Annotated in this window: 22 protein-coding genes; 2 read left to right on the top strand and 20 right to left on the bottom strand. The window is 43.0% G+C overall.

Going from position 1 to position 26,294, the window contains the following annotated elements; genetic code table 11:
- Nucleotides 1-55: 55 nt before the first annotated feature.
- Entirely contained in the window at nucleotides 56-625 is a 570-nt protein-coding gene (locus ACS8FD_RS07285) for a dihydrofolate reductase (protein WP_439275174.1), read from the top strand.
- A 97-nt stretch (nucleotides 626-722) separates the two neighbouring features.
- Here the strand turns inward: ACS8FD_RS07285 and uvrC are convergent, their stop codons facing one another.
- The 9 genes from uvrC to mazG form a co-directional block, all read right to left on the bottom strand.
- A complete protein-coding gene (gene uvrC / locus ACS8FD_RS07280; protein ID WP_439275173.1) occupies nucleotides 723-2,672 on the bottom strand; it encodes an excinuclease ABC subunit UvrC in 1,950 nt (649 codons plus the stop codon).
- 220 nt (nucleotides 2,673-2,892) lie between these two features.
- Complete coding sequence (gene yjgA / locus ACS8FD_RS07275; protein ID WP_439275172.1) at nucleotides 2,893-3,402, bottom strand: ribosome biogenesis factor YjgA; 510 nt, start codon at nucleotides 3,400-3,402, stop codon at nucleotides 2,893-2,895.
- Between the two features lie 212 nt (nucleotides 3,403-3,614).
- Nucleotides 3,615-4,562, bottom strand: a complete 948-nt coding sequence (gene rapZ, locus ACS8FD_RS07270) for an RNase adapter RapZ (RefSeq protein ID WP_439275171.1) — start codon at nucleotides 4,560-4,562, stop codon at nucleotides 3,615-3,617.
- 103 nt (nucleotides 4,563-4,665) lie between these two features.
- Nucleotides 4,666-5,553 (bottom strand): pantoate--beta-alanine ligase, encoded by an 888-nt coding sequence (panC, locus tag ACS8FD_RS07265; protein ID WP_439275170.1) that lies wholly within the window; start codon nucleotides 5,551-5,553, stop codon nucleotides 4,666-4,668.
- Between the two features lie 30 nt (nucleotides 5,554-5,583).
- A complete protein-coding gene (gene panB, locus ACS8FD_RS07260; RefSeq protein ID WP_439275169.1) occupies nucleotides 5,584-6,384 on the bottom strand; it encodes a 3-methyl-2-oxobutanoate hydroxymethyltransferase in 801 nt (266 codons plus the stop codon).
- Nucleotides 6,385-6,466: 82 nt separating this feature from the next.
- Complete coding sequence (gene folK / locus ACS8FD_RS07255) at nucleotides 6,467-6,973, bottom strand: 2-amino-4-hydroxy-6-hydroxymethyldihydropteridine diphosphokinase (RefSeq protein ID WP_439275168.1); 507 nt, start codon at nucleotides 6,971-6,973, stop codon at nucleotides 6,467-6,469.
- Nucleotides 6,966-9,149 carry a polynucleotide adenylyltransferase PcnB gene (gene pcnB / locus ACS8FD_RS07250; RefSeq protein ID WP_439275167.1) on the bottom strand — a complete coding sequence of 728 codons (2,184 nt, stop codon included), beginning with the start codon at nucleotides 9,147-9,149 and terminating at the stop codon, nucleotides 6,966-6,968. Before pcnB ends, folK begins: the two co-directional genes overlap by 8 nt.
- A 186-nt stretch (nucleotides 9,150-9,335) precedes the next feature.
- Entirely contained in the window at nucleotides 9,336-9,647 is a 312-nt protein-coding gene (locus ACS8FD_RS07245) for a ComEA family DNA-binding protein (RefSeq protein ID WP_439275166.1), read from the bottom strand.
- 76 nt (nucleotides 9,648-9,723) lie between these two features.
- The gene (gene mazG / locus ACS8FD_RS07240; RefSeq protein ID WP_439275165.1) at nucleotides 9,724-10,614 is read right to left on the bottom strand and encodes a nucleoside triphosphate pyrophosphohydrolase; all 891 of its coding nucleotides are present in this window, start codon (nucleotides 10,612-10,614) and stop codon (nucleotides 9,724-9,726) included.
- A 122-nt stretch (nucleotides 10,615-10,736) separates the two neighbouring features.
- Between mazG and ACS8FD_RS07235 the strand changes: the two genes are divergently transcribed.
- Nucleotides 10,737-12,209, top strand: a complete 1,473-nt coding sequence (locus ACS8FD_RS07235; RefSeq protein ID WP_439275164.1) for a phosphohexomutase domain-containing protein — start codon at nucleotides 10,737-10,739, stop codon at nucleotides 12,207-12,209.
- 4 nt (nucleotides 12,210-12,213) lie between these two features.
- On the opposite strand, the gene ACS8FD_RS07230 is transcribed toward ACS8FD_RS07235, so the two are convergent.
- The 11 genes from ACS8FD_RS07230 to ACS8FD_RS07180 form a co-directional block, all read right to left on the bottom strand.
- Nucleotides 12,214-13,596, bottom strand: a complete 1,383-nt coding sequence (locus tag ACS8FD_RS07230) for a UDP-glucose/GDP-mannose dehydrogenase family protein (RefSeq protein ID WP_439275163.1) — start codon at nucleotides 13,594-13,596, stop codon at nucleotides 12,214-12,216.
- Between the two features lie 70 nt (nucleotides 13,597-13,666).
- A complete protein-coding gene (gene pgi / locus ACS8FD_RS07225) occupies nucleotides 13,667-15,337 on the bottom strand; it encodes a glucose-6-phosphate isomerase (RefSeq protein WP_439275162.1) in 1,671 nt (556 codons plus the stop codon).
- Nucleotides 15,338-15,507: 170 nt separating this feature from the next.
- Nucleotides 15,508-16,401, bottom strand: a complete 894-nt coding sequence (locus tag ACS8FD_RS07220) for a UTP--glucose-1-phosphate uridylyltransferase (protein ID WP_439275161.1) — start codon at nucleotides 16,399-16,401, stop codon at nucleotides 15,508-15,510.
- A gap of 69 nt (nucleotides 16,402-16,470) precedes the next feature.
- A complete protein-coding gene (locus ACS8FD_RS07215) occupies nucleotides 16,471-17,994 on the bottom strand; it encodes a glycosyltransferase family 2 protein (RefSeq protein ID WP_439275160.1) in 1,524 nt (507 codons plus the stop codon).
- Nucleotides 17,995-18,006: 12 nt separating this feature from the next.
- Nucleotides 18,007-19,176 (bottom strand): nucleotide sugar dehydrogenase, encoded by a 1,170-nt coding sequence (locus ACS8FD_RS07210; RefSeq protein ID WP_439275159.1) that lies wholly within the window; start codon nucleotides 19,174-19,176, stop codon nucleotides 18,007-18,009.
- Nucleotides 19,177-19,226: 50 nt separating this feature from the next.
- A complete protein-coding gene (locus ACS8FD_RS07205; RefSeq protein ID WP_439275158.1) occupies nucleotides 19,227-20,633 on the bottom strand; it encodes a mannose-1-phosphate guanylyltransferase/mannose-6-phosphate isomerase in 1,407 nt (468 codons plus the stop codon).
- 30 nt (nucleotides 20,634-20,663) lie between these two features.
- Entirely contained in the window at nucleotides 20,664-21,116 is a 453-nt protein-coding gene (locus ACS8FD_RS07200; RefSeq protein ID WP_439275157.1) for a GDP-mannose mannosyl hydrolase, read from the bottom strand.
- 49 nt (nucleotides 21,117-21,165) lie between these two features.
- A complete protein-coding gene (locus ACS8FD_RS07195; RefSeq protein ID WP_439275156.1) occupies nucleotides 21,166-22,332 on the bottom strand; it encodes a DegT/DnrJ/EryC1/StrS family aminotransferase in 1,167 nt (388 codons plus the stop codon).
- Nucleotides 22,333-23,256, bottom strand: a complete 924-nt coding sequence (locus tag ACS8FD_RS07190) for a GDP-L-fucose synthase family protein (protein WP_439275155.1) — start codon at nucleotides 23,254-23,256, stop codon at nucleotides 22,333-22,335.
- A gap of 14 nt (nucleotides 23,257-23,270) precedes the next feature.
- Nucleotides 23,271-24,386, bottom strand: coding sequence for a GDP-mannose 4,6-dehydratase (gene gmd / locus ACS8FD_RS07185; RefSeq protein WP_439275154.1), 1,116 nt, complete (start codon nucleotides 24,384-24,386; stop codon nucleotides 23,271-23,273).
- Between the two features lie 30 nt (nucleotides 24,387-24,416).
- On the bottom strand, nucleotides 24,417-26,237 hold the full coding sequence (locus ACS8FD_RS07180; RefSeq protein WP_439275153.1) for a hypothetical protein: 1,821 nt from the start codon (nucleotides 26,235-26,237) through the stop codon (nucleotides 24,417-24,419).
- Between the last annotated feature and the right edge of the window lie 57 nt (nucleotides 26,238-26,294).

The raw sequence follows: 26,294 nt of genomic DNA, 5'->3' as shown, positions 1-26,294 counted from the left end.
GGAATTAAGAAAACTGTAAAACTAGAAAATTAATGAATAATAAAAGGGATAAGTTATGAGTTATGCGCATACCGAAGTGGCCCAAATCGCCGCGATCAGTAGCAATCGCTGTATAGGTAAAGACAATGAATTGCCGTGGCATATCTCGGCTGATCTACAGCATTTTAAGGCGATGACTACCAAAAAAAACGACAGCGCGATTCAAGGGATCGTCATTATGGGTCGTAAAACGTTTGAGTCGATGGGCAGCAAGCCACTCCCAAAACGTGTCAGCTTTATTATCAGCACTCAGCTTGATTACGCTGAGCAAAAAAACCTCACTGACCGCGATGATGCTTATGTCGTGCATAATTTAGACGATGCCTTGACGCAAGCAGCCAGCCTAGCTCATGGCGCGCATCTAAATACGATTTGGGTGATTGGCGGCGAAAAGGTGTTTAATGATGCAATGATGTACACCGATCGTATCGAGCTGACCCATGTCGATACTAATATCAAGGACGGCGATGCTTTTTTCCCAGAGTTGCCAAATGAGTTTGTAGTCTCGGAAGAGTCTGAACAAAAACATGATGAAAAAAGTGGTTTAGACTTTCAGTTTGTGAGTTATCAAAGACAAGAAAGCTAAGTGCTCAATAAAAAAAGCTAGGCTATTTAAAGCCTAGCTTGAATCAACGACACGTGAACTTTTATATAAGTATAAAAATAATTAGTGGTCGAAAACTTTACTCATGTAAAACTTTATAAATCGTCTTGGCAAGTACAGGTCCAATGCCAGTTACCCCCGCCAGCTCCTGCTGCGATGCACCTAGCAACTGCTGCAAACCACCAAAATGGTTGAGCAAATCACGGCGACGCTTTTCACCCAGTCCCGGAATCACTTCTAACACTGAGGACGAGCGGCGCTTATCACGCTTTTTACGGTGCGCGGTGATAGCAAAACGGTGCGCCTCATCACGAATATGCATTAATAAATGTAGCGCTTTACTATCCATGGGCAAATCAAGCGGCTCGTGATCTAAGAAATGCAGCACCTCAAGCCCAGCTTTGCGCCCCTCGCCTTTTGCCACACTAATCAGCAGCGTATCATTTAAAATACCAAGCTCAGTCAAGACGTCTTTGGCAATACTAAGCTGCCCTTTACCACCGTCAATCAGTAACAAATCCGGCAATGGCTGCTTTTTATAACGCCGTGTCAGCACTTGCTTCATCGCGGCATAGTCATCGCCACCTTGGATATCATGAATGGCATACTGACGATAATCACGGCGGCGCGAACCGCCTTGATCAAAGACCACACAGCTACCGATAGTTGCCTCGCCCATGGTATGCGAGATATCGAAACACTCAATGCGGTCGATAGCTCTATCGGTGACATCAGCTAGCACATCTTTGAGCGCATTAAAACGCGCATGCAGCTCAAGATAATCGCCAAGCTTGGTTTTTAAGGCATTGCTCGCGTTGAGACTGGCTAAATCTAACCATTCGGCTCGGTGCTCACGTACGTTAGTCTTGATAGTGACTTTACTACCAAAATGGGTCGCTAGCGCCTCGCTGATGGCTTGCTGATCGGGTAGCTTGTGACTTAAGATAATTTCGCTTGGCAAGTCGTCGGTAACCTGAAAATAAAACGAGGTAATAAAGGCGGATAAATTATCAGCGATAGGCTCGCTGCTATCGACATCGGGGAAATAGTTCTTACCACCGAGCACACGGCCACCGCGCACCGTCAGCACGTTCACTGTCGTCATGCCAGCTTGGCTAGAGATGGCGATAACATCAGCTTCGCCTTGTACCGTATAGACCGCTTGCCGCGCTTGTACTTCACGCAGCATCGATAGCTGGTCACGATAAAACACCGCTTTTTCGAAATCTAGCGCTTCGGCGGCGCCTTCCATTTTTTCGATCAAAGCACTATGAATATCACTAGAGTCGCCTTTTAAGAAACGAATCGTATTATTGACATCCTCCGCGTACTCTTCTGGCGACACTAAGCCCACGCAGGGCGCACGGCAGCGCTTGATTTGATACTCCAAGCAAGGGCGTTTGCGCTGTTTAAAAAAAGTATTGGTACATTGACGCATTTGAAACATTTTTTGCATCAGCACTAGCGTCTCTTTTGCTGCATGCGCTGAAGGAAAAGGCCCAAAGAAGCGGCCTTTTTGATGGTTGCCTTTACCGCGGCCATAAGCCAAACGCGGATAAGGTTTATCAGCGGAGATAAACACATACAGATAAGACTTATCGTCGCGCAGTAGCACGTTGTAAGGCGGGCGGTATTCTTTAATTAGGTTTTGCTCAAGCAACAGCGCTTCGGTTTCACTACGGGTAATAATGGTTTCTATGTTATGAATACGCGCGACTAGAGCCCTGGTTTTTGGATGGTCAATGGTCTTGGCAAAGTAGCTATTAACACGGCTTTTTAGCGATTTAGCCTTACCAACGTAGAGAATATCGCCATTTTTGCCTAGCATTTTATAGACGCCTGGCAAGTTAGGTAGACGCTTAATCAGGTGCTTTAGACGAGCTTTTCTGTCGTCTTTACTCTCTATTTTAATAGCATCTTTATTATCGTCTGCACTTTTATTATCGTCTGCACTAGCATTTTTACTGGCGTCATTGTTGACATTAGTATTAATATTGTCGTCAGCATTCGATTCTGAAACTTTAACCATAACCGCTAAAACTCTCAAAGGGTTTGAATTACTATTATTTATGGGGAGCGGCTGGCTAGATTACAAGATAGGAAATAACCACATTATCAAGCCATTAGCTGCTTTACTGACATCACTAACATTCGTCCTATCTAAAAACTTTTAGCAAACTGCAAATGCAAAAAAGTCAGCATTAAGCTGACCTTTTATTACTATAAAAGATTTTTTTAACTTATTAAAGTTATTTGAGCTGCGATAAAATAGCGACTTCACGAATGTAGCTCGCTAAATCTTGTTCGGACTCTTCCATCAGCTCATCGTCTTGGGTATGTTTGGCATACTCAATCCACAATAACAGCTGATATAGGCTATTACGCTCGGAAGCAGTGTACTGCTTAATGAATTGCTTAAGCGTGCTTTCATCATTGATATTGAGCCTACCGCGCCAGCTTTCTATCTTGGCAACTTGCTCATTAGGGAAAAATGCCTCAAAGAGCGCTTTGACGAGCTCGTGACGATTCTCTTCGCTAATGAGTTTACCAACCCGCTTAGTCTGACGATTACGCGCATTAGCGCTGGTGATATCGGCTAAAGCCATCAATTCTGCCATAAAATAATCACTGGCAGGTAAGGCTTTTAACTGCTTTTTCGACAAGTTGGCCAAGGGTATCGACAACGCTTGTAGCCGCTCGTGAGATTTTTTGAGTTCGGTACGCGAAACGCGCATGTCTTGTTCTGACCAATCAATCATAAAAGCTCTCTAAAAATAATGGGAATAAAGGATAGAAAATAACGACGGCAAGTAAAGTCACTCTAGTCAGTTAAAATCAAACCTGAGATATGTTTAAGCGCACTACTGGGATGAATTTAACGCAGCCTCTGTGAATACAGCACGCAAGTAAAATTTATACCAGTAGCGCTATACCATTCTTAAAGCGTATCGACTATATAAAAAGCAAATGCCTACCAGCGATTTTTTTCGCGGTGCTTAGCGACTATGGTTAACGCCTTTGATAAATGCTGAGTCAAATGGCGTTGTAGCTTTTCAGTGATAAAAACCGAACGATGCTTGCCGCCCGTACAGCCAATAGCGACCGTAACCGTGTGGCGGTTATTATGCAAAAAATTGGGCAGCCAGCGCGTGAGAAAGCTAGCAATATCATCACTCATCTCACTGACTTCAGGATAATCTGCAAAGAACGCTGCAACCTCGCTATCTAAGCCAGTTGCACTACGCAAGTCGGCATTCCAGTGCGGGTTAGGCAAAATCCGCACGTCAAAGACAAAGTCAGCATCGATAGGCGTACCGTATTTAAAGCCGAACGATAGCAGATTAACGATAATTTTGTTATCTGCACCGACTTGATCGCGCAGGCGCTCTTTGAGCTGATGGATATTAAGCTTACTGGTATCGATAGTAATATCGGCGCAGCTGGCTATCGGCTGTAATAATTCAACTTCTCTTTTTATCGCGGCTGGCAGATTGTATTTGGTATTTTCAATACCGTCAGCATCTTGCGCCATTAGCGGATGCACACGGCGCGTCGCGTTGAAGCGCGCAACTAAAATATCCTCTTGCGCAGTGACATAGATCACTTGTACTTTTAACTCACCATAGCGCTCATGTAGCTGTTTTTGAATCGCTGCAAAGTTAGACAAGTCAGCACGCGGTGAGCGAATATCAACGCCCAGTGCCACCCGCTTGATGCTACTTTCATTTACCAGTTTATGCGCGGCTTCAGGAACTAGCGATAACGGCAAATTATCAATAGAATAATAGCCCAAGTCTTCTAAAGTATTGAGCACTGAGGTCTTACCTGAGCCTGAGCGCCCAGAGACAATAAGTACGCTTAACTTATCATCGCTAAGTGATGGCGTTTGAGCATTTGCGTCGATCTTATCCACTTCCATGCTATTACCCTAATCCATAAGCTGATTAATAAATACGCTTACTGCGTTCTAAACTGCCGAACTAACTGTTTCTATCCTACGCTATTTATTCGCTATAGTGATATTAATTAATTTTCACTACTTGATTATCTAGCAGTCTTGCCTGCCCTAGTTTTGCTGCGACTAGAATAACCAAATCTTGCTGATTTTCTTTCAGAGTGGATGCTTCAAAAGTAATAGGCTGCAAATCAGTGGTTTTTACTTCTAGATAATCTATCGCAAAACCCGCTTTTGTAATATGCTGAGTCGCTCGTGTTAATAACGATTGCAAAGCTACCTCATCAAAGCTATCTTCTGCTATTTTTTGCGCTAATTGCTCAGCCAAATCCTGTAGAGCCTGATGTAAAACAGGTGCGGTTTGTCGCTCAGCATCGGTTAAATACTGGTTGCGAGAAGATAAGGCTAAGCCGTCCTCTGCTCGTACGATAGGCGCGCCGACAATCTCTACCTGATAACTTAAATCTCTGACTAATTGCTTGATAATTGCTAATTGCTGATAGTCTTTTTGGCCAAAAAAAGCTACATCAGGCTGCACAATATTAAATAGTTTCGCGACGACGATGCCTACGCCATCGAAATGCGTTGGTCGCGATTCACCACATAACTGCAGTGCTATCGCGCCAGCAATGACTTTAGTTGGCGGTGGTAAAACGGGATACATCTCGTCAATACTAGGCGCAAACACGTAATCAGCATCGACGCTATCTAGCTTAGCAACGTCGGCCTCAAGGGTACGCGGATAACTATCGAAATCCTCACCAATACCAAACTGGGTTGGATTGACAAAAATACTGACGACGACAATATCAGCCTGCTGTTTAGCCATTTTCACCAGCTGTAAGTGCCCAGCATGCAAGTTACCCATCGTTGGCACTAAAGCGATGCGCTGCTGACTACGCAGAGGTTTTAGGGTCTGTTGCAATGAGCTAATATGATGATGAATAATAGGCATCAAAAAGTCTTCTTCTGGTATTGGATAATATTAATCAAACTGATGCTGCGCCTGCGGAAAGCTACCCTCGCGTACCGACTGCTGGTACAGCGCAAACGCGCCTTCGATGCTACGTTCCGTGTTACGCTTATCGGTCAAGAAATCATGAATAAATCTTGGCGCGCGTCCATGAACCATGCCTAGCATGTCATGCATGACTAACACTTGACCGTCGGTATCTGCGCCCGCGCCGATGCCGATGACTGGTACGGCAACCGCCTCAGTGACCGTTTTGGCAAGCTCTGCAGGTACGCATTCTAATACTAATAGTGCCGCGCCTGCTTCTACCACTGCCTTAGCGTCCGCTAATAATTTATCCGCCGCTTCATCGCTACGGCCTTGGATTTTATAGCCGCCAAAGACATTGACCGACTGCGGCGTTAAACCTAAATGCACACAAGTAGGCGTACCCGCTTGCGCTAAAGTTGCGACCAAACGGCTAAGCTCACGCCCGCCTTCTATTTTGATGACATGAGCGCCTGCTTGCATAAGCTGGCGACTATTAGCGATAGCTTCAGCTTCAAGCGCATAACTCATAAAAGGCAAGTCCGCTAAGATCAGGGCTTGTTTATTACTACGCGCGATATTCGCCGTATGGTATGCCATATCAGTAACCGTTACCGGTAAAGTCGAGTCATGACCTTGCACTACCATACCTAAGCTATCGCCGATCAAGATGGTATCGATCTGCGCCTTTTCCATCATCCGCGCAAACATCGCATCGTAGCAAGTGAGACAAGTAAACTTGGTACCGTCTTTTTTGAACTTTTTTAGGGTAGATAAAGTCGTCATATGACCCTCAATGACTTGATAAAAGTATTTTTAATGGCTAATAAATAAAGATAGAGAGAAACTTCAGTAGTTAGCTTAGCAATCAATGGATAAGCTCAAGCCCGCTCCAGTCTGCGCTCAATGGATAGGCTGAGACAGGTTGATCGTTAATCATCAGCTCAGGCGCTAGCTCTCGTAGCGGTACTAACATAAAGTTGCGCTCATGAAGTCCAGCATGTGGCACTACCAGCGTCGGCTCATCTATTTGCTGCTGACCATAGAGCAAAATATCAACATCGAGACTGCGCTCGCCCCAGCGGCGTAAACGTTCACGCTGTGCTTGCGCCTCTAATTGCTGACAAAGAGCGAGCAGCTCTAAGGGCGTTAAAGTCGTTTCTAACTCAACCACCGCATTGGTAAAATCCGGCTGATCTTGCGGGCCCATTGGCGCTGACGCATAGTAAGAAGACACTCGTAGCTGACGCATAGCTTGATGCTGCTCTAAGCTGGCAAGTGCTTGCTGTAAATGCTCAACAGGCGAGCCTAGCTCATTGGCTAAGTTACTCCCTAAGCCTAAATAACAAGTGACCCAATTATTATTATCAAGCATTGTCGTTACTAGGTTGACGGCGCCGGCGTTTGGCAGGTATCGCGCCTTTATTAGTAGCTAGCTTCGCTTGCGTAGCGCTAGTTTTTGCAGTCGAGGCCTTCTTCTCAGCTTTGGCTGACGAGGACTTGACAGCTTTATCATCTTTAGAAGAATTGCTGCCTTTAGAAGCATTACCGTCTTGCAAGGTTTGGTTATTCTGCTTGCTAGCTGCTAGCGCTTTATCTGCGCTCTTATTGACTGCAGGTTCAGATAAATTTAAAGGCTTACGGCGACGCTTGCTAGGGATGGGTTCGCTATTACTAGCACTCGCCACTGACTTTGGCGTTTGCGGTACTGCTGTTGATACTGAAGCTTCTGAATGCTTAGCTTTTGAAGGCTGAGTGTTTGCCTTAGTAGCTGCTGATGCTTTAGCTGATTTGGCCTCCACGTTATTATCCGCGGACAAGTTGACGTTTTCTTGGTTGGCCACAGCGGCTTTATTTTTAGCAGAAACCTTGCGACCGCTAGATTTTGCTCCCCTGCTAGCACTAGCTTTATTATCAACGTTGCCATTAGCACTGTTGCTCTTATTCTCGTCATCCAACTGCTTCTTTAGCGGCGGCACGACTTTTTCGTGTTCAATCACAAACAATGGCTTTGGCGCAGCAGGCTTTTTATGCGATGGCTTAGTCGCTGCTAGGGATAGCTGCTGCAATTGCTCAAGCTCTTGGCTATCTTGCTTGAGTTGCTCAGAGCTAGCAGCTTGCAGATTATTGTTCTGAGTAGCTGCTTTATCAGTGTTGCGGCGGCGACGACGCGAGGGCACATTCGCTGTGTCATTTGCGGCTTGATGACTCTGACTCACTTTAACTTGGTCAGGATTGCTGTGAGCAGTTGCTTGGGCATTATCGTTTTGCTTTTGGCGATTACGCCCGCGTCCACGTTGACCTTTTTTGTAAGCACCGCGGCGTATATTTTCATCAAAATCAGCAATGGCTTGCTGCTGTTCTTTTTCAGAGAGTGTCTGATAAGTCTGCCACCACTCACCCATGCCATTAGTGGATTCAGATAACGGATGTTCGGCATCACCGCATTGCTCACGCAGTAATAAAAAGTCAAAACCGGCGCGAAAGCGCGGATGCTCCGCCAATTGTTCGATTTGCTTATTACGCGGCGCAGCAAGCTTAGGCTGCAAAATCCAAATGTCACGGATAAACTGTTCGGCAAACTTCGGAATAGCAGTCTTGATGCGTTGACGATCGATCACTTTACCTGCGGCATGTAGCTGTGCTTCGGCAAATGGCATATTGCGGTTTTTGGCTTTTTCTAGCTGATGCAGGTAATTCTCCCACAATAGAGCAGCATAGAAGAAGGCAGGATTGATACTTTTTCCCGCAGCAATGCGCTTATCGGTGTTGATCGCGACTTGCTGTACTAACGGGCTCGGCTCAGATGGCGGATAAATGATCAGGCTATCGATAGCGCCGTATTCGAATAAAAGCGGTAATAACGGCACCAGATAGCCGCCGGTAAACATCTTTTGCGTCTCATCATAGAGGCGATGCGGCGAGATTTGCTCAAGCAAGGCCCAATTATCATCGTGAAACTGCTCGGAGAGCTCTTTATCAAATTCAAAGCCTAGTTTCGCTTTAAAGCGCAGGGCGCGTAGCAAACGCACTGGGTCTTCTTCAATACGTACGGGCGCATGACCTAACAAGCGAATGACTTGATTATCAATATCTTCAAGCGCCCCGCAAAAGTCATGTACCACACCTTTTAGTGGTTGATAATACAGCGCATTAATTGAAAAATCGCGACGGGCAAAATCTTGCTTAATATCACCCCAAACATTGTCACGCAAAATCATACCATCTTGATTGGTGCTCGCATTATTATTAGGTGGCCCACGAAACGTCGCCACTTCAATAAGCTCGCGGCCTGAATAGACATGAGCCAACTGGAAACGGCGACCGATAATGCGGCAACGCTTGCCAAACACGTCTTTTATTTCATGAGGCTTGGCATCAGTGACCGCATCGAAATCTTTGGGCTGTAGCCCTAATAAAGTATCACGCACCCCGCCACCAACGATATAGGCGTCAAATCCAGCTCGGGATAAGGTAGCGATAACTTCAGTAATGGAATTGGGTAATTCAGATTTATTTAGTTCTAACTTCTTGGCGGCACGCTCGGCCATGCATCTACTCCTCGCCGGTATTCTGTCGTTCCCAATAAACACAGCGTTCATCAGGCAAACATATCGGCTAGTTTAACAAATTTTGGGCCTAATTGCTGCATTATGACATTTACTTTCAGCCAATTTGCGAAAGATGGATAATGACAGTTAAATAAATAGCCGCTTTATATTTTACAAAACGAAAAGCTAATTCTGCACACGCATTCGTGCTCGGTTGTTCTCTATAGTTTTGGCACCGATACCTTTTACTTTTTCTAGCTCATCGACGCTTTTAAACGCGCCGAACATCTCACGATATAGAATAATTTCTTGTGCTTTGCTACTGCCGATACCGTCAAGCGTTACCAGTTCGCCCTCGCTAGCGCTATTTATATTGACGACTGCTTGCTCAAGCGCTTGGGTCTCATACTTTTCTTGCGCTAACAGATACTCATAAGCTTGCTTCGGATTATCAAAACAAGGCGCTGCTTGTACGCCTGTAGTAGTAAAAAGTATCATAATAATAAGCAAAAGGAAGCCAAGTAAAAAACCTAAACCTTCTTTAGCATCTATAAAAACTCGATTATTGATAAGCTTATAAAGCGCGTTCATGCTGTTTGGCAGACTCCCAAAGTGCATCCATCTCGCCTATATCGCTATCTTCTATGGCTTTACCGCTAGCTTGCAGCTGATCTTCGATATAGCCAAAGCGCGATTTAAATTTATGTACGCAAGTCAGGGTCGCCGCTTCTGCATCTAAGTTCAGCTTACGCGCGACATTGACTAAGGCAAATACACAATCGCCAAGCTCTTTTTCGATATCACTGATATTGGCTTTTATCTGTGCTTTAGATTTATCCCTAATCTCAACCTTTAATTCGTCAATCTCTTCTTCTAATTTCTCAAAAGCGCCTTCGACCCCTTGCCAATCAAAGCCTAACTTTGACGCTTGGCTTTGTACCGATTGCGCTTGCATCAGCGCACTGCCAGCCTTAGTCGCATCCAAACGTCGACGCGGTTTGCCGCGAGCTTCATCGGCCTGACGTTCCTCAGCCTTTATCTCATCCCAACGCGCTTTTACCGCTGCCTCATCTTTGAGGCTCTCGGTCTCAAATACATGCGGATGCCGGCGAATCAGTTTTTGTTGCAAAGTCGTTATGACATCGCTGAGATCAAAACGGCCTTGCTCAGCATAGAGCTGACAATGAAAAATCACTTGCAATAACACATCGCCAAGCTCGCCTTTGATATCCTCATCGTCATCACTTTGTACCGCTTCGCCGAGCTCATAAGCCTCCTCGATAGCATAAGGGATCAGGCTATGATTGGTCTGCTTTTTATCCCAAGGACAATCGGCCCGCAGTCGCGCCATCAAAGCGAGTAAGTCGCTTAATTCGCCGGTGGCATCGGGTGTGCCTTTTACAGGCTCAGGTGGTAGAACTTTAGTCTGATCTTTATTTACTTCTGAATTATCATTGGCAGTCATCGAAATAATCACTCTTATTTATATCGTTTAACGCTTATAGCGGTTTATCAGTTAGTGTATCATTGAATACTAACTTATAAATACCAATGCCTTTAACCCTCAAGCCTAGGAATATCTGTTTTATGTCCCTTAATGCTGCTAGCTATGACCCAAAAACCACAACTTTCGATCCTATCACTATCGACTCGTTTAAAGCCTATGATATTCGCGGTGAGCTTGGTGTGACTCTCGATGAAGCGATTGCTTACCGTATCGGCCGCGCTTTTGCGCAAATCTTATCGCAGCGTATCGATAATGACACCGAATTAAAAATGTTAAGAAAAGCTGTCGTCATCGGTAGCGATATCCGGCATTCAAGCAACGAGCTTAAACAAGCGGCTATCGCCGGCATTATCGACGCCGGTATCGAGGTCATCGATTTAGGTATGACCGGCACCGAAGAGGTCTATTTTGCCACCAGTCATTATCAAGCTTTGGGCGGTATCGAAGTGACTGCGAGTCATAATCCGATTAATTATAATGGCCTAAAGCTAGTTAAAGAGCACTCAAAACCAATCAGTGCGGATGACGGTCTAGCTGAAATTCAAGCGCTCGCTGAATCGGGTGAGTTTTTAGAAGTTAATAAAAAAGGTCAGTTACAGCTAAAGACTGATAAAAGCGCTTATATCGAGCATGTGTTTAGCTTTATCGATATTGAAAAGCTTAAACCATTAAAAATCGTTATCAACTCAGGCAATGGTAGCGCCGGTCCAGTGGTTGATTTATTGGTTGATAAATTAGTGCAAGCTGACGCCCCTATTGAGGTTGTCAAACTACACCACAAGCCTGACGGCAGCTTTCCTAATGGTATCCCGAATCCTATGATACTGGCTAACAGAGAATCCACTCGGCAAGCGGTGCTCGACAGTAATGCCAATTTGGGCATTGCCTTTGACGGCGATTTTGACCGCTGTTTTTTATTTGATGAGACCGGTGAGTTTGTCGATGGCAGTTACGTCGTCGGTATGCTCGCGCAAGCCTTTCTCAATAAATACCCAAGCGAGTCCATCGTTTATGATCCGCGCGTCATTTATAACACCGAAGCGGTGATTACCGATCTCGGTGGCAAAGCAGTGATTAGTAAATCAGGACACTCCTTTATCAAGCAAGTCATGCGTGAGTCAGGCGCAGTCTATGGCGGCGAGATGTCCGCGCATCACTATTTCCGTGATTTCTTTTATTGTGATAGCGGTATGATTCCGTGGCTGTTGACCATTGAGTTATTATCGATCACGGGTAAAAGTCTATCAGAATTAGTCGACGGTTATATCAGCGCTTACCCAAGCTCAGGAGAGCTAAATTTTCGCTTAACCGCTCATGACGCAGCGACGATTATTAACGATATAGAGAGTAGATTCGCTGATGAGCAACCGAGTAAATCAACCCTTGATGGACTGAGTCTCGACTTTGGCGCGTGGCGTTTTAACCTGCGGGCTTCTAATACTGAGCCACTGATCAGGCTGAATGTAGAGACTCGCGGTGATGAAGCTTTACTTAACACTAAGGTCAAGGAGATTGAGGACTGGCTAGCGGCGCAAGGGGCGATGCCAGCTTAATAACTTATTTACCACGCCCAATACCGACATAAGACCCTACTAACTGATCGATCTGCGAACGGGATAAAGCGTTTTGCGCATCAAAGATAGGCATAGCGGAATGATTAAGCTGCGCTATGTCTAGCTGATGCTGCGGCGAGAGGCTGATAATAAAAATCGCCTGCGCCTTATCTAGCTGCTCATAAGGGCTATCCAGCAGTTGTAATAGTGGCTGCTGCCCGTAGTGTTTAGCAAGCGAGCTTTTGGCTTTATCACTATAGACTAAGGTGGTTATATTATAAGACCACAATAGCGCTAATAGCGGATGGATCGCCGAGCCTGTAGTGCGCCCTGAGCCTGACTTATAGCTACCGCCCCAAATCAGCACGGTCTTATTATCGATAAAGCCATCAAAATGCTGCCAAAACTTGCGGAAAATCAGCTCTTTTTGGTCATTATTAATATGTAGCACCGATTGCAATAACGGCATATTGACGCTGTTGTCTTCAGACGATTGCTGTAGCTTGTCAAGCTCAGTCGGTAGCGTATGACCGCCAAAGCCCCAACCTGCCTGCAGATAGCTACTGCCTACCCGCGCGTCTAACCCCATGATACGGCTGACTTGCCCGATATCGACCTGCTGACTGTCCGCCAAGCGTGATAGCTCATTCATAAAGCTCACTCTTGTCGCCAGCATCGCCATAATACTACTACGCGCAAACTCGATGGTAGCGATATCGGCGTGATGATAAGCGCGGGCGTGTTGTAGTAACGGCTGCAGCACGGTTAGCTGATGACCACTGTTAGGCGTTTTTTCACCCAATAGCCAAAGCGATGGCGTAAGCATTGAGCTATAGGCCTCGCCATCTTGCAAAAACACAAACGGCACGTAATAGACCCAAGCGCGCTGCAAGCTGTCTGCTAACTTGGCGATATGACCGAGCTTTTCGATGCCACTCATAATAATGGGAATAGTCTGTTGATGACTATGATTAAAGGCCGTTACCCAATTATCATCTGTCCAAACGGGTTTGATATTCTCTAAAAACAACCAATAGCAGCTCGCTTGTAAGTATTTAGATTTTTGCCCGTCTTCAGACTGGCTATCTGCGCTTTCATAACTTTGGATCAGCCCATCCAAACTAGCCGGTAATGCATATTTAACGATTTGCTGCTGCTGTCCATATAGCTGCCATAATGCTTGTAAATGGCGCTCAAAGCTATACTGCTCAACTTGTTGCTCTAACAAGTCTAAATCAGCATAAATGTGCACCCTATAATCGAGACTCGCTAACACTACCGCGCTAGTAATGGCTTCGATACTATGGCCGATGATCACGCAGACCTCAGACGACTTGGTGTTCAACGCATTGTTATTAGTAGTATTAACAGCAGACTTAAAGCTCATAGCATTCCTTTAGTTATCGTTATATTAGCAGTAAAGTGAAATCTCATCTCTTTACTTTGCCTTGTTATCATTATGCAAATAACTGCTTGATATGTTTAAGTAGCTGATTGGTGGAGCTATCAAAAGGCGCAACGCTGTCCTGCTGCATAGCCTGATAGACAGTTTCAGCCATCTGTTTACCCATCTCAACGCCCCATTGATCAAAAGGATTGACGTCCCAAATGCTGGCCATAACATAGACTTTATGCTCGTATAGCGCAATCAACTCGCCTAAACTGTGCGGGGTCAGCTGATCGAGCAGTAAGGTCGTAGACGGCTGATTACCGCGATAATGCTTATATTTGTCCGCTGTACTCATGTCAGTTGCAGGGTTATCGGCAGTTACCTCTCCAATAGCGGCATTACCAAACGCTAATACTCGGCTTTGCGCCAAACAATTAGATAAGGACAGCTCATGCTGATGCTGCAGCGAGGTGTTTTGCGCCTCATCACTATAGTGGCGCACACAGGCAATAAAGTCGCAAGACACATGCTGCGTGCCCTGATGCAGCAATTGATAAAAAGCGTGCTGCGCATTGGAGCCGATCTCGCCCCATAGAATCGGACAAGTGTTATAGTCAATATGGCTACCGTCATGAGTCACCGACTTACCGTTACTCTCCATCTCCAGCTGAGTCAAATAACTGGGCAAATACTCAAGCCGACCATCGTAGGGCAGTACAGTATGCGCATGTATCTGTAAAAAGGTACTATTCCAAACCGCTAGCAGTCCTAGTAGCACCGGTAAGTTATCTTTAAATTCCGCCGTAGCAAAGTGCTGATCCATGCTATGGGCGCCAGCGAGTAACTCACGAAACTGCGACATACCAATACGAACGGCAATCGCTAGCCCAATCGCTGACCATAAGGAGAAGCGACCGCCAACCCACTCCCAGAGCTGCAACTGATGCTCAGGGTGAATGCCCCAAGCGGTCATCTTCGTACTATTAGCGGAGATACCGATAAAGTGCCGACGTAAGACACTGCCTTCGGTACCCGCACGCAGCTTGGCAGTGGCTAGCAGCCATGACAATGCGGTCTTGGCATTGGATAAAGTATCGACCGTACCAAAAGACTTAGAAGAGATGATAAATAAGGTGTTTTCAGGATTTAGGTGCTTGAGCAGGTTATCCAGCTGAGTGCCGTCCATGTTAGAGACGAAATGCACTTCGATGTCGGTATCTGCCCACTCATCAAGGGCGGTGGTCGCCATTAGTGGCCCCAGATCAGAACCACCGACGCCGATATTGACCACGTCAGTGATGGCTTGCCCAGAAAACCCACGCCAAGTACCATTGCGCACACGTTCGGACAGTCGCGCCACTCTTGCTAGACTATGATGCACATCGGCAACCACGTCTTGCGCGCCTACTTGTAGCTCGGCAGTCTCTGGCAGACGTAGCGCGGTATGTAAGGCGGCACGCTGCTCACTGGTATTGACCATCGCCCCTTGCAGCAGCGCTTGAATACGGGCAGACAACTCACAGCTATCGGCAAGGCTCAATAGGTTGGCTAATACGGTGTCATCGATACACTGCTTGCTATAGTCCATATATAGCGCACCCGCCTGGCGACTAAAGCGGGTGGTACGCTCATCGTCCTGCGCAAACAGCTGCGCCAGCGACCACGGCTGCGCCGCCAGTGTTTGCAACCGCTGCCAGTACTCAGAGTGGCGAGCGCTGTGATAGGTGTTATTGTGCATAACGTTAATCCACTTTGAAATAAATACAGTGCTATTGGAATAAACTTTATCTTGTACTGATCACTCCGCTATCAACTGTCTAAGGTTATTGGCGTAGGCTGGGTTTTTAACCCAGCTTTGAGACTTTACAAAATTAAAATGCTGGGTTAAAAACCCAGCCTACAATAGTTCTACTCACTATTTTCACCACTCGCTAACTGCTGCTCGGCAAAGTAGATAAATGCCTGCATATACGAGCGCATATCGCCGGCATCATAGCTATCGCCGCGCATGGTGGTCACATTGACGCCATATTCGCTAATCAAGGCATCAATAGCATCGGTCAGCTGAATCTCACCGCCGACTGAGGCTTTGGTATTGGCCAGATAGTCAAAGATGTGATTGCTAAACACGTAGCGACCCACTACTGCTAAGCGTGAAGGTGCCTCTGCTAAACTGGGCTTTTCTACAAAGCCCGCCACTTTAAAGCTGGTATTCACATTTTCGTTGCTATTGCTGCCACTGTCACCGTTAGACGCTTCATGCAATTGGGCGATGCCATATTTATGCACGTCACTATCCGCCACTGTCTCTACCAATATCTGCGAATGACCATCATTGGCAAATTTATCAATCATAAAGGCCAAGTTATCCGTTGCCATATCTGTGGTATATGGATCTAATACCACATCTGGTAGCATTACCGCAAAGTCATTCGCGCCGATGATAGGACGCGCTGCCAATACCGCATGTCCCAGTCCTAATGGCTTGCCCTGACGGATCATCGATACCGTCACATCCTCTGGTAGCCAGTTGAGACTATCTGCGAGCTCATCTTTACCTTTCGCTCTAAGCTGATTATCGAGCTCAGCATTGATATCGAAGTAGTTTTCAATCGCGCCTTTTTGTGCATGGCCGACCAGTACAATGTGCTTGATACCAGCAGCGATCGCTTCTGCTACCACATAATGGATGGCGGGGCGATTGCCCAGTGGCAGCAGCTCTTTGGGCACGGATTTTGACAGTGGCAGCATACGGGTACCAAAGCCTGCGACGGGGATAACGGCGTGGGTGATGTTTTTCATACCTCAAAAATCCTATTGGCTTAATATTTATCGTTAGTATTTAATAAAGAGCTTTATCTAGAGTTCACATCAAAGCTTACTCAATACTGTATGTGTGGCCAAGCTTTCTTTTAAGCTCAGCATATCTACTTGAATGCTATCTGGTATTCCAGAAAACAAAGTTTGTGTCGCCTTTGCTTGTTGCTGAATGCTAGGCATAACTAAGCGAGATTTTTGATAGAGTGTGTCTATATGCCATAGTCGCCATGCTTCCCAATAGTCTAAACGAGCCAACGCTGCTGTACGATTATAGATACCGAATTGCTCTGAGGTCATTAGGGAGTTGGGACGATGACTGGCGATGGTCAACGGTTTTTTGACGACTATTATTTTATCACTGCCAAAGACTAACTTTAAACGCTCAAAAAACTCACTATCCGCCCCAGTACGCACGATGTGCCATAAACCAATCTCTTTTTTTACTTTTGCTAATCGAAACAGTGGCGATGCGGGGTTTTGGCGCATGAAAGGGTATAATTGACGAATATAATACTGACCATCATGATCTAATCGCAACCAATGTGATGTCGTCGCAATGATACTAGCGTCTTCTATCAGGGGCTGCACTTGCTCTGCTATTTTTTGTGGATGCGCCCAATCGTCAGAATCCTGACAGGTCAAAAATTCACCTGTCGCATACTGTGCACCGATACTTTTGGCAGCAAAGGTTCCTACATTTTTTGGTAATGCAATGACCGTTAAACCTTTATAGCGACTGTTCAAAGACCTTAAACGCAGTAAGGTATCATCAGTACTGGCATCATCGACTACTATTACTTCTAAGTTACGCCACGTCTGCATCAGCAAACTATGAATACAGCTCTCAATTGTCTCTCTAGCATTATAGGTAGTAACGATAACGGTCACTTTGTGCTGCTGATTATGACCTTGAGACTTTGTCTGCTCGTTCAGCTCTTCTACTGCGTTTAGATTGGTCACCGTGAATTGCTGCTGCTCATCAGACAGCTCTATTTGATGCAGCTGATGGCGAGTAAATATTTGATTTAAATTGACAAGCTTCGCCAATGGTGTATGGAGGGCGATATTACTGTAAAGACAGCTTTTATCTACATACTCAGCATCTACTGGATATGCCAAAAAATCACTTAAATAATGATCAATATAAGTACTTAGTGGGTCATGCTGCTGTAAAAGCGCAATATATAGACCTTGATAATAGGCGCTATCTAACGTACCTGACTTTTTTTTCTGCGCTTTCAAAAAATTAAATATCACTTCAGGGTAAAGTGATATCGTCTCTTTAATGAATTCATGATGGAATTGACGATATCGTTTATGATACAAGATATTTTCTATATGGCTTTTGGCTTTCTCATCCGTTAAGTTTTTACGCTTAATAGTGGCAATAGTAGATACCACTGTATGACGCGGTGTCTTTACTGATAACCATGACGAATATTTTAAAACAGTACGATACAAGCCTAAACGTGCTGCATACCAACGCCGCTTAGCAGTGATATAGCGCTGCCTAGGCTTTAACGCTGCTAAAGCCTGAGTAAACTGTCTGTTTCTAATATATGAAAAGTATTTCAAATAAAGGCCTAATTAATAATCTGAGCCTGACAAGTCTCTGGTATATATTTTGTCCAAACTGTCTTCTAGCTCCTTTGAGATACGGTTGGCAACGATCACGTCAGACTTAGTTTTAAACTCATTAAGATCGTTGATGACCTCACACGCTAAGAACTCATCATCATCACACTTAGGCTCATAGATAATGACCCTAGTACCCAGCTTTTTTAAATGCTTGATGATACCTTGAATCGCTGAAGCACGGAAGTTATCAGAGCCTGCTTTCATAATCAGGCGATAAATACCAACGACCTTTGGGTTACTCGATATGATGTCATTGGCAATAAATTCTTTACGGGTATTGTTTGACTGTACGACAGCTTTTATTAAATTCTGTGGTACATTCTTATAATTGGCCAATAGCTGCTGCGTGTCTTTTGGCAGACAATAACCGCCATAACCAAAGGAGGGATTATTATAAAAGTCACCAACTCGTGGGTCTAAACAAATCCCTTTGATAATCTGCTCTGTATTTAATCCGTGTACAAGGGCATATGTGTCTAACTCATTGAAATAGGAGACGCGAAGTGCCAGATACGTATTGGCAAACAGTTTGATCGCTTCAGCTTCGGCGCTATTGGTGAGTAATATATCAATATTTTCTTTGACCGCGCACTCAGCCACCATCTTAGCAAATACTTCTGCCCTCTCTGACTGCTCACCGACGATGATGCGTGAGGGGTATAGGTTGTCGTATAAGGCTTTGCCCTCGCGTAAAAACTCGGGAGCGAATAATAAGTTCTCGATACCAAGCTGCTTTTTAGTACGTTTGGTGAAGCCAACAGGGATGGTAGATTTGATGATGATCAGGGCATTGGGATTGACTGCCAATACGTCGTTGATAACTGCCTCGACACTACTGGTATCAAAACAGTTGGTATCTGTATCATAGTTGGTCGGGGTGGCTATCAGTATATAGTCCGCATCGGTATAAGCCTGTACTTTATCTGTGGTCGCTGTTAGGTATAGCTCCTTACGAGCTAGAAAGTTTTCTATTTCTTTGTCATCGATCGGTGACTGACGCTGATTGATTTTATTGATTTTATCTTGATCGATATCTAATGCAGTGACGGTATGCTGCTGTGCCAATAACACAGCATTTGATAGACCGACGTACCCTGTGCCTACGATGGTTATTTTCATTGGAAGCCTTGTGTGCTGTTTGATTGTATACGTTTAACTATTTTTAAACTTTATGCTCTACCATAACGATCTTCAAACCGTACAATGTCATCTTCACCCAAATATGAGCCAACTTGTACTTCTATCATCTCAAGATCTACTTTACCCGGATTTTCTAAACAATGCGTTGCCCCTAGTGGGATATACACAGACTCGTTTTCAGTTACTAATTTTTCGTGACCATCAATGATAACTTTTGCTGTTCCAGATACCACAATCCAATGCTCAGCGCGATGATGATGCATTTGCACAGACAGCTTTTCATCAGGTTTAACAGTTATACATTTCACCTGATAACGATGACCGTTATCAATAGAGTCGTATTTTCCCCAAGGGCGGTATACTTCCCGATGGGTGCTATATTCCTGACGCTTAGCAGATTTTAGCCGATTGACGATATTTTTGACGTCTTGTGATTTGTCTTTAGCAGCTACCATAACGGCATCTTTGGTTTGAACCACAATCATGTTATCGACGCCAACAGTAGCTACCAATCCTGTCTCAGCGAATATATAGTTATTATGGCTATCGACTGTCATAACATCGCCGACAATCACGTTATCGTCTTGATCTTTATCAGAAACATCCCATAAAGATGACCATGCCCCTACATCGCTCCAGCCTGCATCCATGGCAATCACGACAGCTTCAGTGGTTCTCTCCATAACCGCATAATCAATAGACTCAGCAGGACACTCAAAAAAGCTGTCTTTATCGATACGCATAAAGTCTAAATCAATATCAACGTTACTCATAGCTTTATGACAAGCGTCAAAGATATCTGGACGATGACACTTTAACTCATCCAAATAATTTTGAGCTTTAAAGGCAAACATACCGCTATTCCATAGATAGTTGCCACTATCAAGGTAAGCCTGTGCGGTCTCTAAATCAGGCTTTTCAACAAACTCTTGAACCTTAGATCCTGCTTCGCTATCTGTAGCATCATATTTGATATAACCATAACCAGTTTCGGGAGAATGCGGCACAATACCAAAAGTCACCAACTTATCTTGCTGCACATAAGACTTCGCTTGTGCTACTGCCATACGAAAAGCCTCTTCATCCAGTACAACATGATCAGCGGCTAGTATCAGCAGTTCAGCGTTGTCTTTGTACTTAGACGCATAAATTGCGGCTAAGGCAATGGCTGGGGCAGTATTTTTCCCCACTGGCTCAAGGATAATATTATGGTCTAAATGACCAATCTGGCGCAGCTGTTCAGCAACAATAAATCGATGCTCCTCATTACAGATAACCACTGGAGGTAGACAATCAAGACCTTGCAACCGTAAGATAGTCGCCTGCAACATGGTAGTATCGCCATATAGCTTTTGAAACTGCTTAGGAAATAGCTCACGTGACAATGGCCACAGGCGACTTCCCGTTCCCCCTGCCATGATTATCGGTAAAATCATAATATTATTCCTAAATCGATGTGAAAAAGTTTATAAGCGTTTAAAGTAAGCTTTGGTATTTTTATGCACATTATTATTATCAAGTAAATCGTTTATCTCAAACCAATCATATTTATGATGCTGATCCGCAGGAAGCATAACGAAATCCAGATCTATAGTCAGCTGATACCCTAAGACGATATAGTGCGTTGATACCTTGCTACCAAACACGCTATCTTCATAAAGATGCTCGTATACACCTAAAAAACTTGCATCATCTATTGAGATTTTTTCATTAAGCTCAGCATCTGTGAGTCGTTTAAACGCTTGATATAAACTTTCATTTTTACGTACCCGTCCACCCGGTACAAACCAATAGCCTTGAGCTGGACGATTATTTCTTTTGCCCAATAAAACACGCCCAAGTTTATCCTTGATAACCAAATCAATGGATACTAAAGGCGTGTTTTTGATGACAGTTTGAAATGTAGTATCACTTAACATAGTGGGCTTAATGCTTGTAGTTTGAGTATATAAGGTCTGTGAGTGCCAATTAGCTTAGCACTCTGTATAGAAGATCCAACTGCTCAGTTAAATCAATCTGATGATTGCCGACAAACAAACCATGTTTGTCTAAATATTCAGCATTGTCTACCTTTCCTGATACTTCGTAATCAAAATAATCTAGCACTTCTTTATTTTTTAAGAAGTTTCCGGTAACGATTGGACGGCACTCAATACCATTATCTACTAACTTCTTAACTACTTCTTTGCGAGTAATATTAGAATTCTGACGAATAATAAAAGAGAACCCAAACCAGCTACTGTTACCAATTTCTTTTTGAATCAGGAAATCCGGATGATTAGCGAATAAAGAAATGAAATATTCAGCATTTTTCCGGCGCTGCTCTATAAATTTTGGCAATTTTTTTAGTTGTTCTATCCCAATTGCGCCGCTCATCTCTAGTGGGCGAACGTTATAACCTGGTAGCACAAACTTAAATGACTCTTCAAATGGATCATCTGATTTAGTACCAGTAAGGCTATTCTCTTTGGGTAGGTTGCGCGTCCAACCATGAGCGCGAATACATAATAAAATATGATAAATTTCTTCATCATCTGTAACCACGCAGCCGCCTTCCATAGTGGCGATATGATGAGAAAAAAATGAGCTATAAGTTCCCATTAAGCCAAACGTACCAGCTTGCTGATCTTCAAAAGTCGCGCCCATAGATTCGCAATTGTCTTCTAATAAAACAATGTCTTTACCAGAAGTTAAAGATTTGATCTTCGCAAAATCATTAGGATTACCTAGTAAATTGACAGCCAATATCGCTCGGGTTTTATCAGTGATAGCAGCTTCAAGCTGGTCTAAGTCTATATTTAAAGTATCAAGATCGATATCTACAAATTTTACTTTTAAACCATATTGCTGTAGAGGAAAATAAGTTGTTGACCATGATACAGCTGGTACAATAATCTCATCCCCACGCTTTAAGGGATTGTCTTTTTTGAAAAACAGCGCCGCTATCATAAGTAGATTAGCTGTTGAACCCGAACTGGTCATAACTGCATATTTCGAACCAAAAAACGAAGCAAAGTCTTTTTCGTATTGCGCCACGTACTTATTCATAGAGTACATATCAGAATCTATAACACTTTGAATCGCCGCTAACTCTTTTTCGTCCCAAGTGCTACTTGCTAATGAATAGTTAGCCATTTAATTGCTCTCCAAATAATATTGATAAGTCTTTTTCAGCCCATCTTCGAGTGAGTACTTATGAGTCCAGCCAAACTCTTCTAGTTTTTCTGTACTGACTAACTTTTGCTTCATACCTACTGGTTTGGTTATATCGTGAACGAAACTTCCATTAAAGCCTATTACCTTTGCAATAGCGCTATAATACTCGTTGATACTAAAATCATGACCAAGACCAATATTTAACATATCAGGCATACGTTCAAAATTATCAATAGCATAAAAAACAGCATCTGCTAAATCTTCGGCGTACATGAACTCACGCCTTGCAGTACCATCACCCCATATTTGAACGTCTGTATCACTCTGAGTCTTAGCCTGATGTAGTTTATACAGTGCCGCTGGAATCATATGTGATTTGACCCCATCAAACTTATCGTACTTGCCATACAGATTGCATGGTATCAGCGTCTTATATTGCAATGCACCATCTGTCTCCTGTGAGCAGTAGTTGCAAAGCTTAGCCGTTACTATTTTGGCCAGCGCATATCCTTCATTGGTCGGCTCTAAAGTATTGGTCAAAATCTGCTCTTCACGAAGAGGATTGGGCGCTGACCGTGGATACATACATGAACTGCCTAAATTTAGCAGTTTCTTAATACCCGCTTCTTTAGCCGCCATAACTATATTTCTACCCATATCTAAGTTATCGACTAAGAACTTAATAGGGTTATTAATATTGGCCTGAATACCACCTACCGTACCCGCAGCATGGATGACAAAGTCTGGTTGATGTTTTTTGAGATACGCTTTAACTGACTCAAAATCAAGTAGGTTCAACTCATGACTACTAGGGTGTAAAATCTCGTCATCTCTATACAGTTGGGCATAATCTTGAATATTACGCCCAACCATTCCTGAGCCGCCCGTCAATAAAATCTTCATATCATTTACTCTTATTATTCTTGCGACATCGGAACATCATAGTTATGTTGCTTGAGTAATGCATGACGTTTGGCAGCTTTTAGGTCTTCTTGTACCATTTCTGCACACATTTCTTGTACGGTAATCTCTGGGGTCCAGCCAAGCTTTTTCTTAGCTTTACTTGGATCACCAAGCAAGGTCTCTACTTCAGCGGGGCGGAAGTATCTTGGATCAATCCTCAGAATTACATCACCTACATTAACGGCTGGTGCATGATCACCTGTGATTTCAGTGACGATACCAACTTCATCGACGCCTTCACCTTCAAACCTCAAGATGATACCAAGTTCAGCTGCTGACCAGTTAATAAACTCTCTTACGCTATGCTGCACACCCGTTGCAATGACGAAGTCTTCTGCAACGTCTTGCTGTAGCATCATCCACTGCATGCGTACGTAGTCTTTGGCATGTCCCCAGTCACGTAAGGCGTCAATATTACCCATATATAGGCAGCTATCTAGACCTTGAGCGATATTGGCCAGTCCACGAGTAATCTTGCGAGTGACAAAAGTCTCACCGCGACGTGGAGATTCATGGTTGAACAAAATACCATTACAAGCGTACATACCATAAGCTTCACGATAATTCACAGTGATCCAGTAGGCATAAATTTTCGCCACTGCATATGGAGATCGTGGGTGAAACGGTGTTGTCTCACTTTGAGGTACTTCTTGTACTAAACCATATAGCTCAGAGGTACTGGCTTGATAGAATTTAGTCTTTTTCTCTAATCCCAAAAAGCGAATGGCCTCTAGTAAGCGCAATGTACCCATGCCATCTACGTCTGCTGTGTATTCAGGCGCTTCAAAGCTGACTGCTACATGACTCTGTGCTCCAAGGTTATAAACCTCATCCGGCTGTATCTCAGATAAGATACGAGTTAAGTTAGAGCTGTCAGTGAGATCGCCATAATGTAGATGAAAGTTTTTATTCTGCTCATGAGGATCTTGGAAAATATGATCTACTCGTTGGGTGTTAAAAGATGAGGCACGGCGCTTAATACCATGCACTTCATAGCCTTTTTCCAATAAAAACTCAGCTAAATAACTGCCATCTTGACCGGTTACACCGGTAATTAATGCTTTTTTCATCATTATACCCTTGATAAACAATCTAGAATTTTAAGATATACTTTCTAATTTCTCATAAATTAATATTGTGCTTATAGAATTCTGACTTTTTCTAGCTATAGTCTCGTAATAATTAACATCAATATTATTTTTCAAAGAAATATCATTAATAAGTAAGATCAAGGCAGATACTATACTACCTTCATCAGCTGCGTTTTTAAAATCACTAATGAATGGGGTTAAAGGAGTGGTATGCTTCCAATTAATAATTTTAGATATGTCAACTATCTCTTGCAACCTATTTTCTTTTAATTGACTTTCAAGATAAAGATCAGCCTTCGCAACTTTATCGTCTTTAATATATAAGGATGATAAAAACAACTTGTAATAAATATTTTCATAGTCCAATTTAATACAATGATTTAAATATGAAATTTTATCTTTTATAGGAATATGGTTCTGATATTTTTCAACAAACTGTATAATAGAAAAAGACTTCAAAAAAGGATGTATTTTATGAGCACACATGAAGTTATCATTACTATAATAAAAATCCTTAAATGCCTTAAGTTTAGAATTAATATCAGGAAAACTATCATAGCCATTACTGATTTCTACACCACCTATCAATCCTGACAAAATAGCAAAGCCAGAATGACCTGCAATAACTCTTTGACATCTAGCCATTAGAGTGATATCAAATAAAGCAACCTGAGAGTCATTATATGACTCTTCGATCAAATTTTTAGAATACACTACAGAATATTTTTCAGCTAAATAGTTGCATAGACTATCATCTTGGCCAAAGACAATAATAGCGAAACCTTCCTTAGTAAGATTAATTATTATATTTTCCAGAAGAAAAAATGGTAATACTTTTGTGTAAAATATAGGCTCCATCCTAGATCGACCAAAAACTATATCTCCTGCTCGAATATGTATACCAATAACTTTATCAGGCAATGGAGTCTTTATAGCATTAAATTTTGCTGATAACATTTCATCGCTAAACCCAATGCTATTAAATGCATTATTGTAGTCTATACTAGGAAAGTTATAATATGGAAAAGGTAAGATTTCTGATATTTTGCCATGCTGTACTAGAAATTTTGTATCAGTTTTATCTTCACTTTGTTGTACAGATAATACTTTTGGAAGTGGTAACGGGCTCATCTCTGTTATTTTTTCAATTGACACGATATGTTTTTTCTTAAAATCATTATTGAAGATAAAGTTTTGATTACTAATAGCATGAAAGTCGTTATCCATATCTTCCCATGAAAATAAGAACTCATTATTTTTTCTTTTCGCTAAAACCATAGCATTCAAAATGGCTCTTAATCTTTCACCCATTCCATCTGTCCTATTAGCTAAAAATAATTTTTTATCTATACTACTTAACGGGTCTTTAGCAAGAAACCTTATGTTAGACAAATGTAAATATGAATTTCCTAATAATTCTATCTTTAGTTTTTTTAATAGAAAACCATCTTTTAGAGATAGTATCAGTGGACAGCCTTTATCTTCATTACCAAAAAATAACGTACCTGTATGCAATAGCACTTCATTATCTAAATTATCATAAGCTAAAACTCTTAAAGTAGAAGCTATTTCATCAAAAGGTTTTTTCTTTCTATTGTTAATGATAACATGCTTTATATAAGTCGATGTTTCAAAATGAATTTGCCACCATGGGTTATTTTCTACATCCGTATGAAATGCAAAATCCTTAAACTCCTTTCCACTAATAGCTTGTTGAGCATCATTTTCATTAGACCATTTAGAATAAGAACTTTGGCTTGCAATACCAGTGCTTCCTACATCTATAAGATCTTGAGACAAAAAAAAGTCTCTGAATATATCTCTTTGCATTTATAAACTCCTTATCGAGAAGATTCTGAATTTCAAGAAGCTTATTAACTAAGTAGC

It is taken from the genome of Psychrobacter sp. 1U2, from assembly GCF_051847575.1.
This window is presented reverse-complemented; position numbering and strand designations above follow the sequence as displayed.

Excerpts from the sequence above, each read along its gene's own strand:
- gmd (WP_439275154.1), bottom strand. The coding sequence starts at position 24,386 with ATGAAAAAAGCATTAATTACCGGTGTAACCGGTCAAGATGGCAGTTAT.
- panB (WP_439275169.1), bottom strand. The coding sequence starts at position 6,384 with ATGACGACTTTATCTACCCTAAAAAAGTTCAAAAAAGACGGTACCAAG.
- ACS8FD_RS07205 (WP_439275158.1), bottom strand. The coding sequence starts at position 20,633 with ATGATTTTACCGATAATCATGGCAGGGGGAACGGGAAGTCGCCTGTGG.
- ACS8FD_RS07220 (WP_439275161.1), bottom strand. The coding sequence starts at position 16,401 with ATGAAAAACATCACCCACGCCGTTATCCCCGTCGCAGGCTTTGGTACC.
- ACS8FD_RS07200 (WP_439275157.1), bottom strand. The coding sequence starts at position 21,116 with ATGTTAAGTGATACTACATTTCAAACTGTCATCAAAAACACGCCTTTA.
- ACS8FD_RS07195 (WP_439275156.1), bottom strand. The coding sequence starts at position 22,332 with ATGGCTAACTATTCATTAGCAAGTAGCACTTGGGACGAAAAAGAGTTA.
- ACS8FD_RS07245 (WP_439275166.1), bottom strand. The coding sequence starts at position 9,647 with ATGATACTTTTTACTACTACAGGCGTACAAGCAGCGCCTTGTTTTGAT.
- ACS8FD_RS07180 (WP_439275153.1), bottom strand. The coding sequence starts at position 26,237 with ATGCAAAGAGATATATTCAGAGACTTTTTTTTGTCTCAAGATCTTATA.
- mazG (WP_439275165.1), bottom strand. The coding sequence starts at position 10,614 with ATGACTGCCAATGATAATTCAGAAGTAAATAAAGATCAGACTAAAGTT.
- ACS8FD_RS07285 (WP_439275174.1), top strand. The coding sequence starts at position 56 with ATGAGTTATGCGCATACCGAAGTGGCCCAAATCGCCGCGATCAGTAGC.
- ACS8FD_RS07190 (WP_439275155.1), bottom strand. The coding sequence starts at position 23,256 with ATGAAGATTTTATTGACGGGCGGCTCAGGAATGGTTGGGCGTAATATT.
- panC (WP_439275170.1), bottom strand. The coding sequence starts at position 5,553 with ATGCCTATTATTCATCATCATATTAGCTCATTGCAACAGACCCTAAAA.
- rapZ (WP_439275171.1), bottom strand. The coding sequence starts at position 4,562 with ATGGAAGTGGATAAGATCGACGCAAATGCTCAAACGCCATCACTTAGC.
- yjgA (WP_439275172.1), bottom strand. The coding sequence starts at position 3,402 with ATGATTGATTGGTCAGAACAAGACATGCGCGTTTCGCGTACCGAACTC.
- ACS8FD_RS07230 (WP_439275163.1), bottom strand. The coding sequence starts at position 13,596 with ATGAGCTTTAAGTCTGCTGTTAATACTACTAATAACAATGCGTTGAAC.
- pcnB (WP_439275167.1), bottom strand. The coding sequence starts at position 9,149 with ATGGCCGAGCGTGCCGCCAAGAAGTTAGAACTAAATAAATCTGAATTA.
- ACS8FD_RS07210 (WP_439275159.1), bottom strand. The coding sequence starts at position 19,176 with ATGAAAATAACCATCGTAGGCACAGGGTACGTCGGTCTATCAAATGCT.
- pgi (WP_439275162.1), bottom strand. The coding sequence starts at position 15,337 with ATGCACAATAACACCTATCACAGCGCTCGCCACTCTGAGTACTGGCAG.
- ACS8FD_RS07235 (WP_439275164.1), top strand. The coding sequence starts at position 10,737 with ATGTCCCTTAATGCTGCTAGCTATGACCCAAAAACCACAACTTTCGAT.
- folK (WP_439275168.1), bottom strand. The coding sequence starts at position 6,973 with ATGCTTGATAATAATAATTGGGTCACTTGTTATTTAGGCTTAGGGAGT.
- uvrC (WP_439275173.1), bottom strand. The coding sequence starts at position 2,672 with ATGGTTAAAGTTTCAGAATCGAATGCTGACGACAATATTAATACTAAT.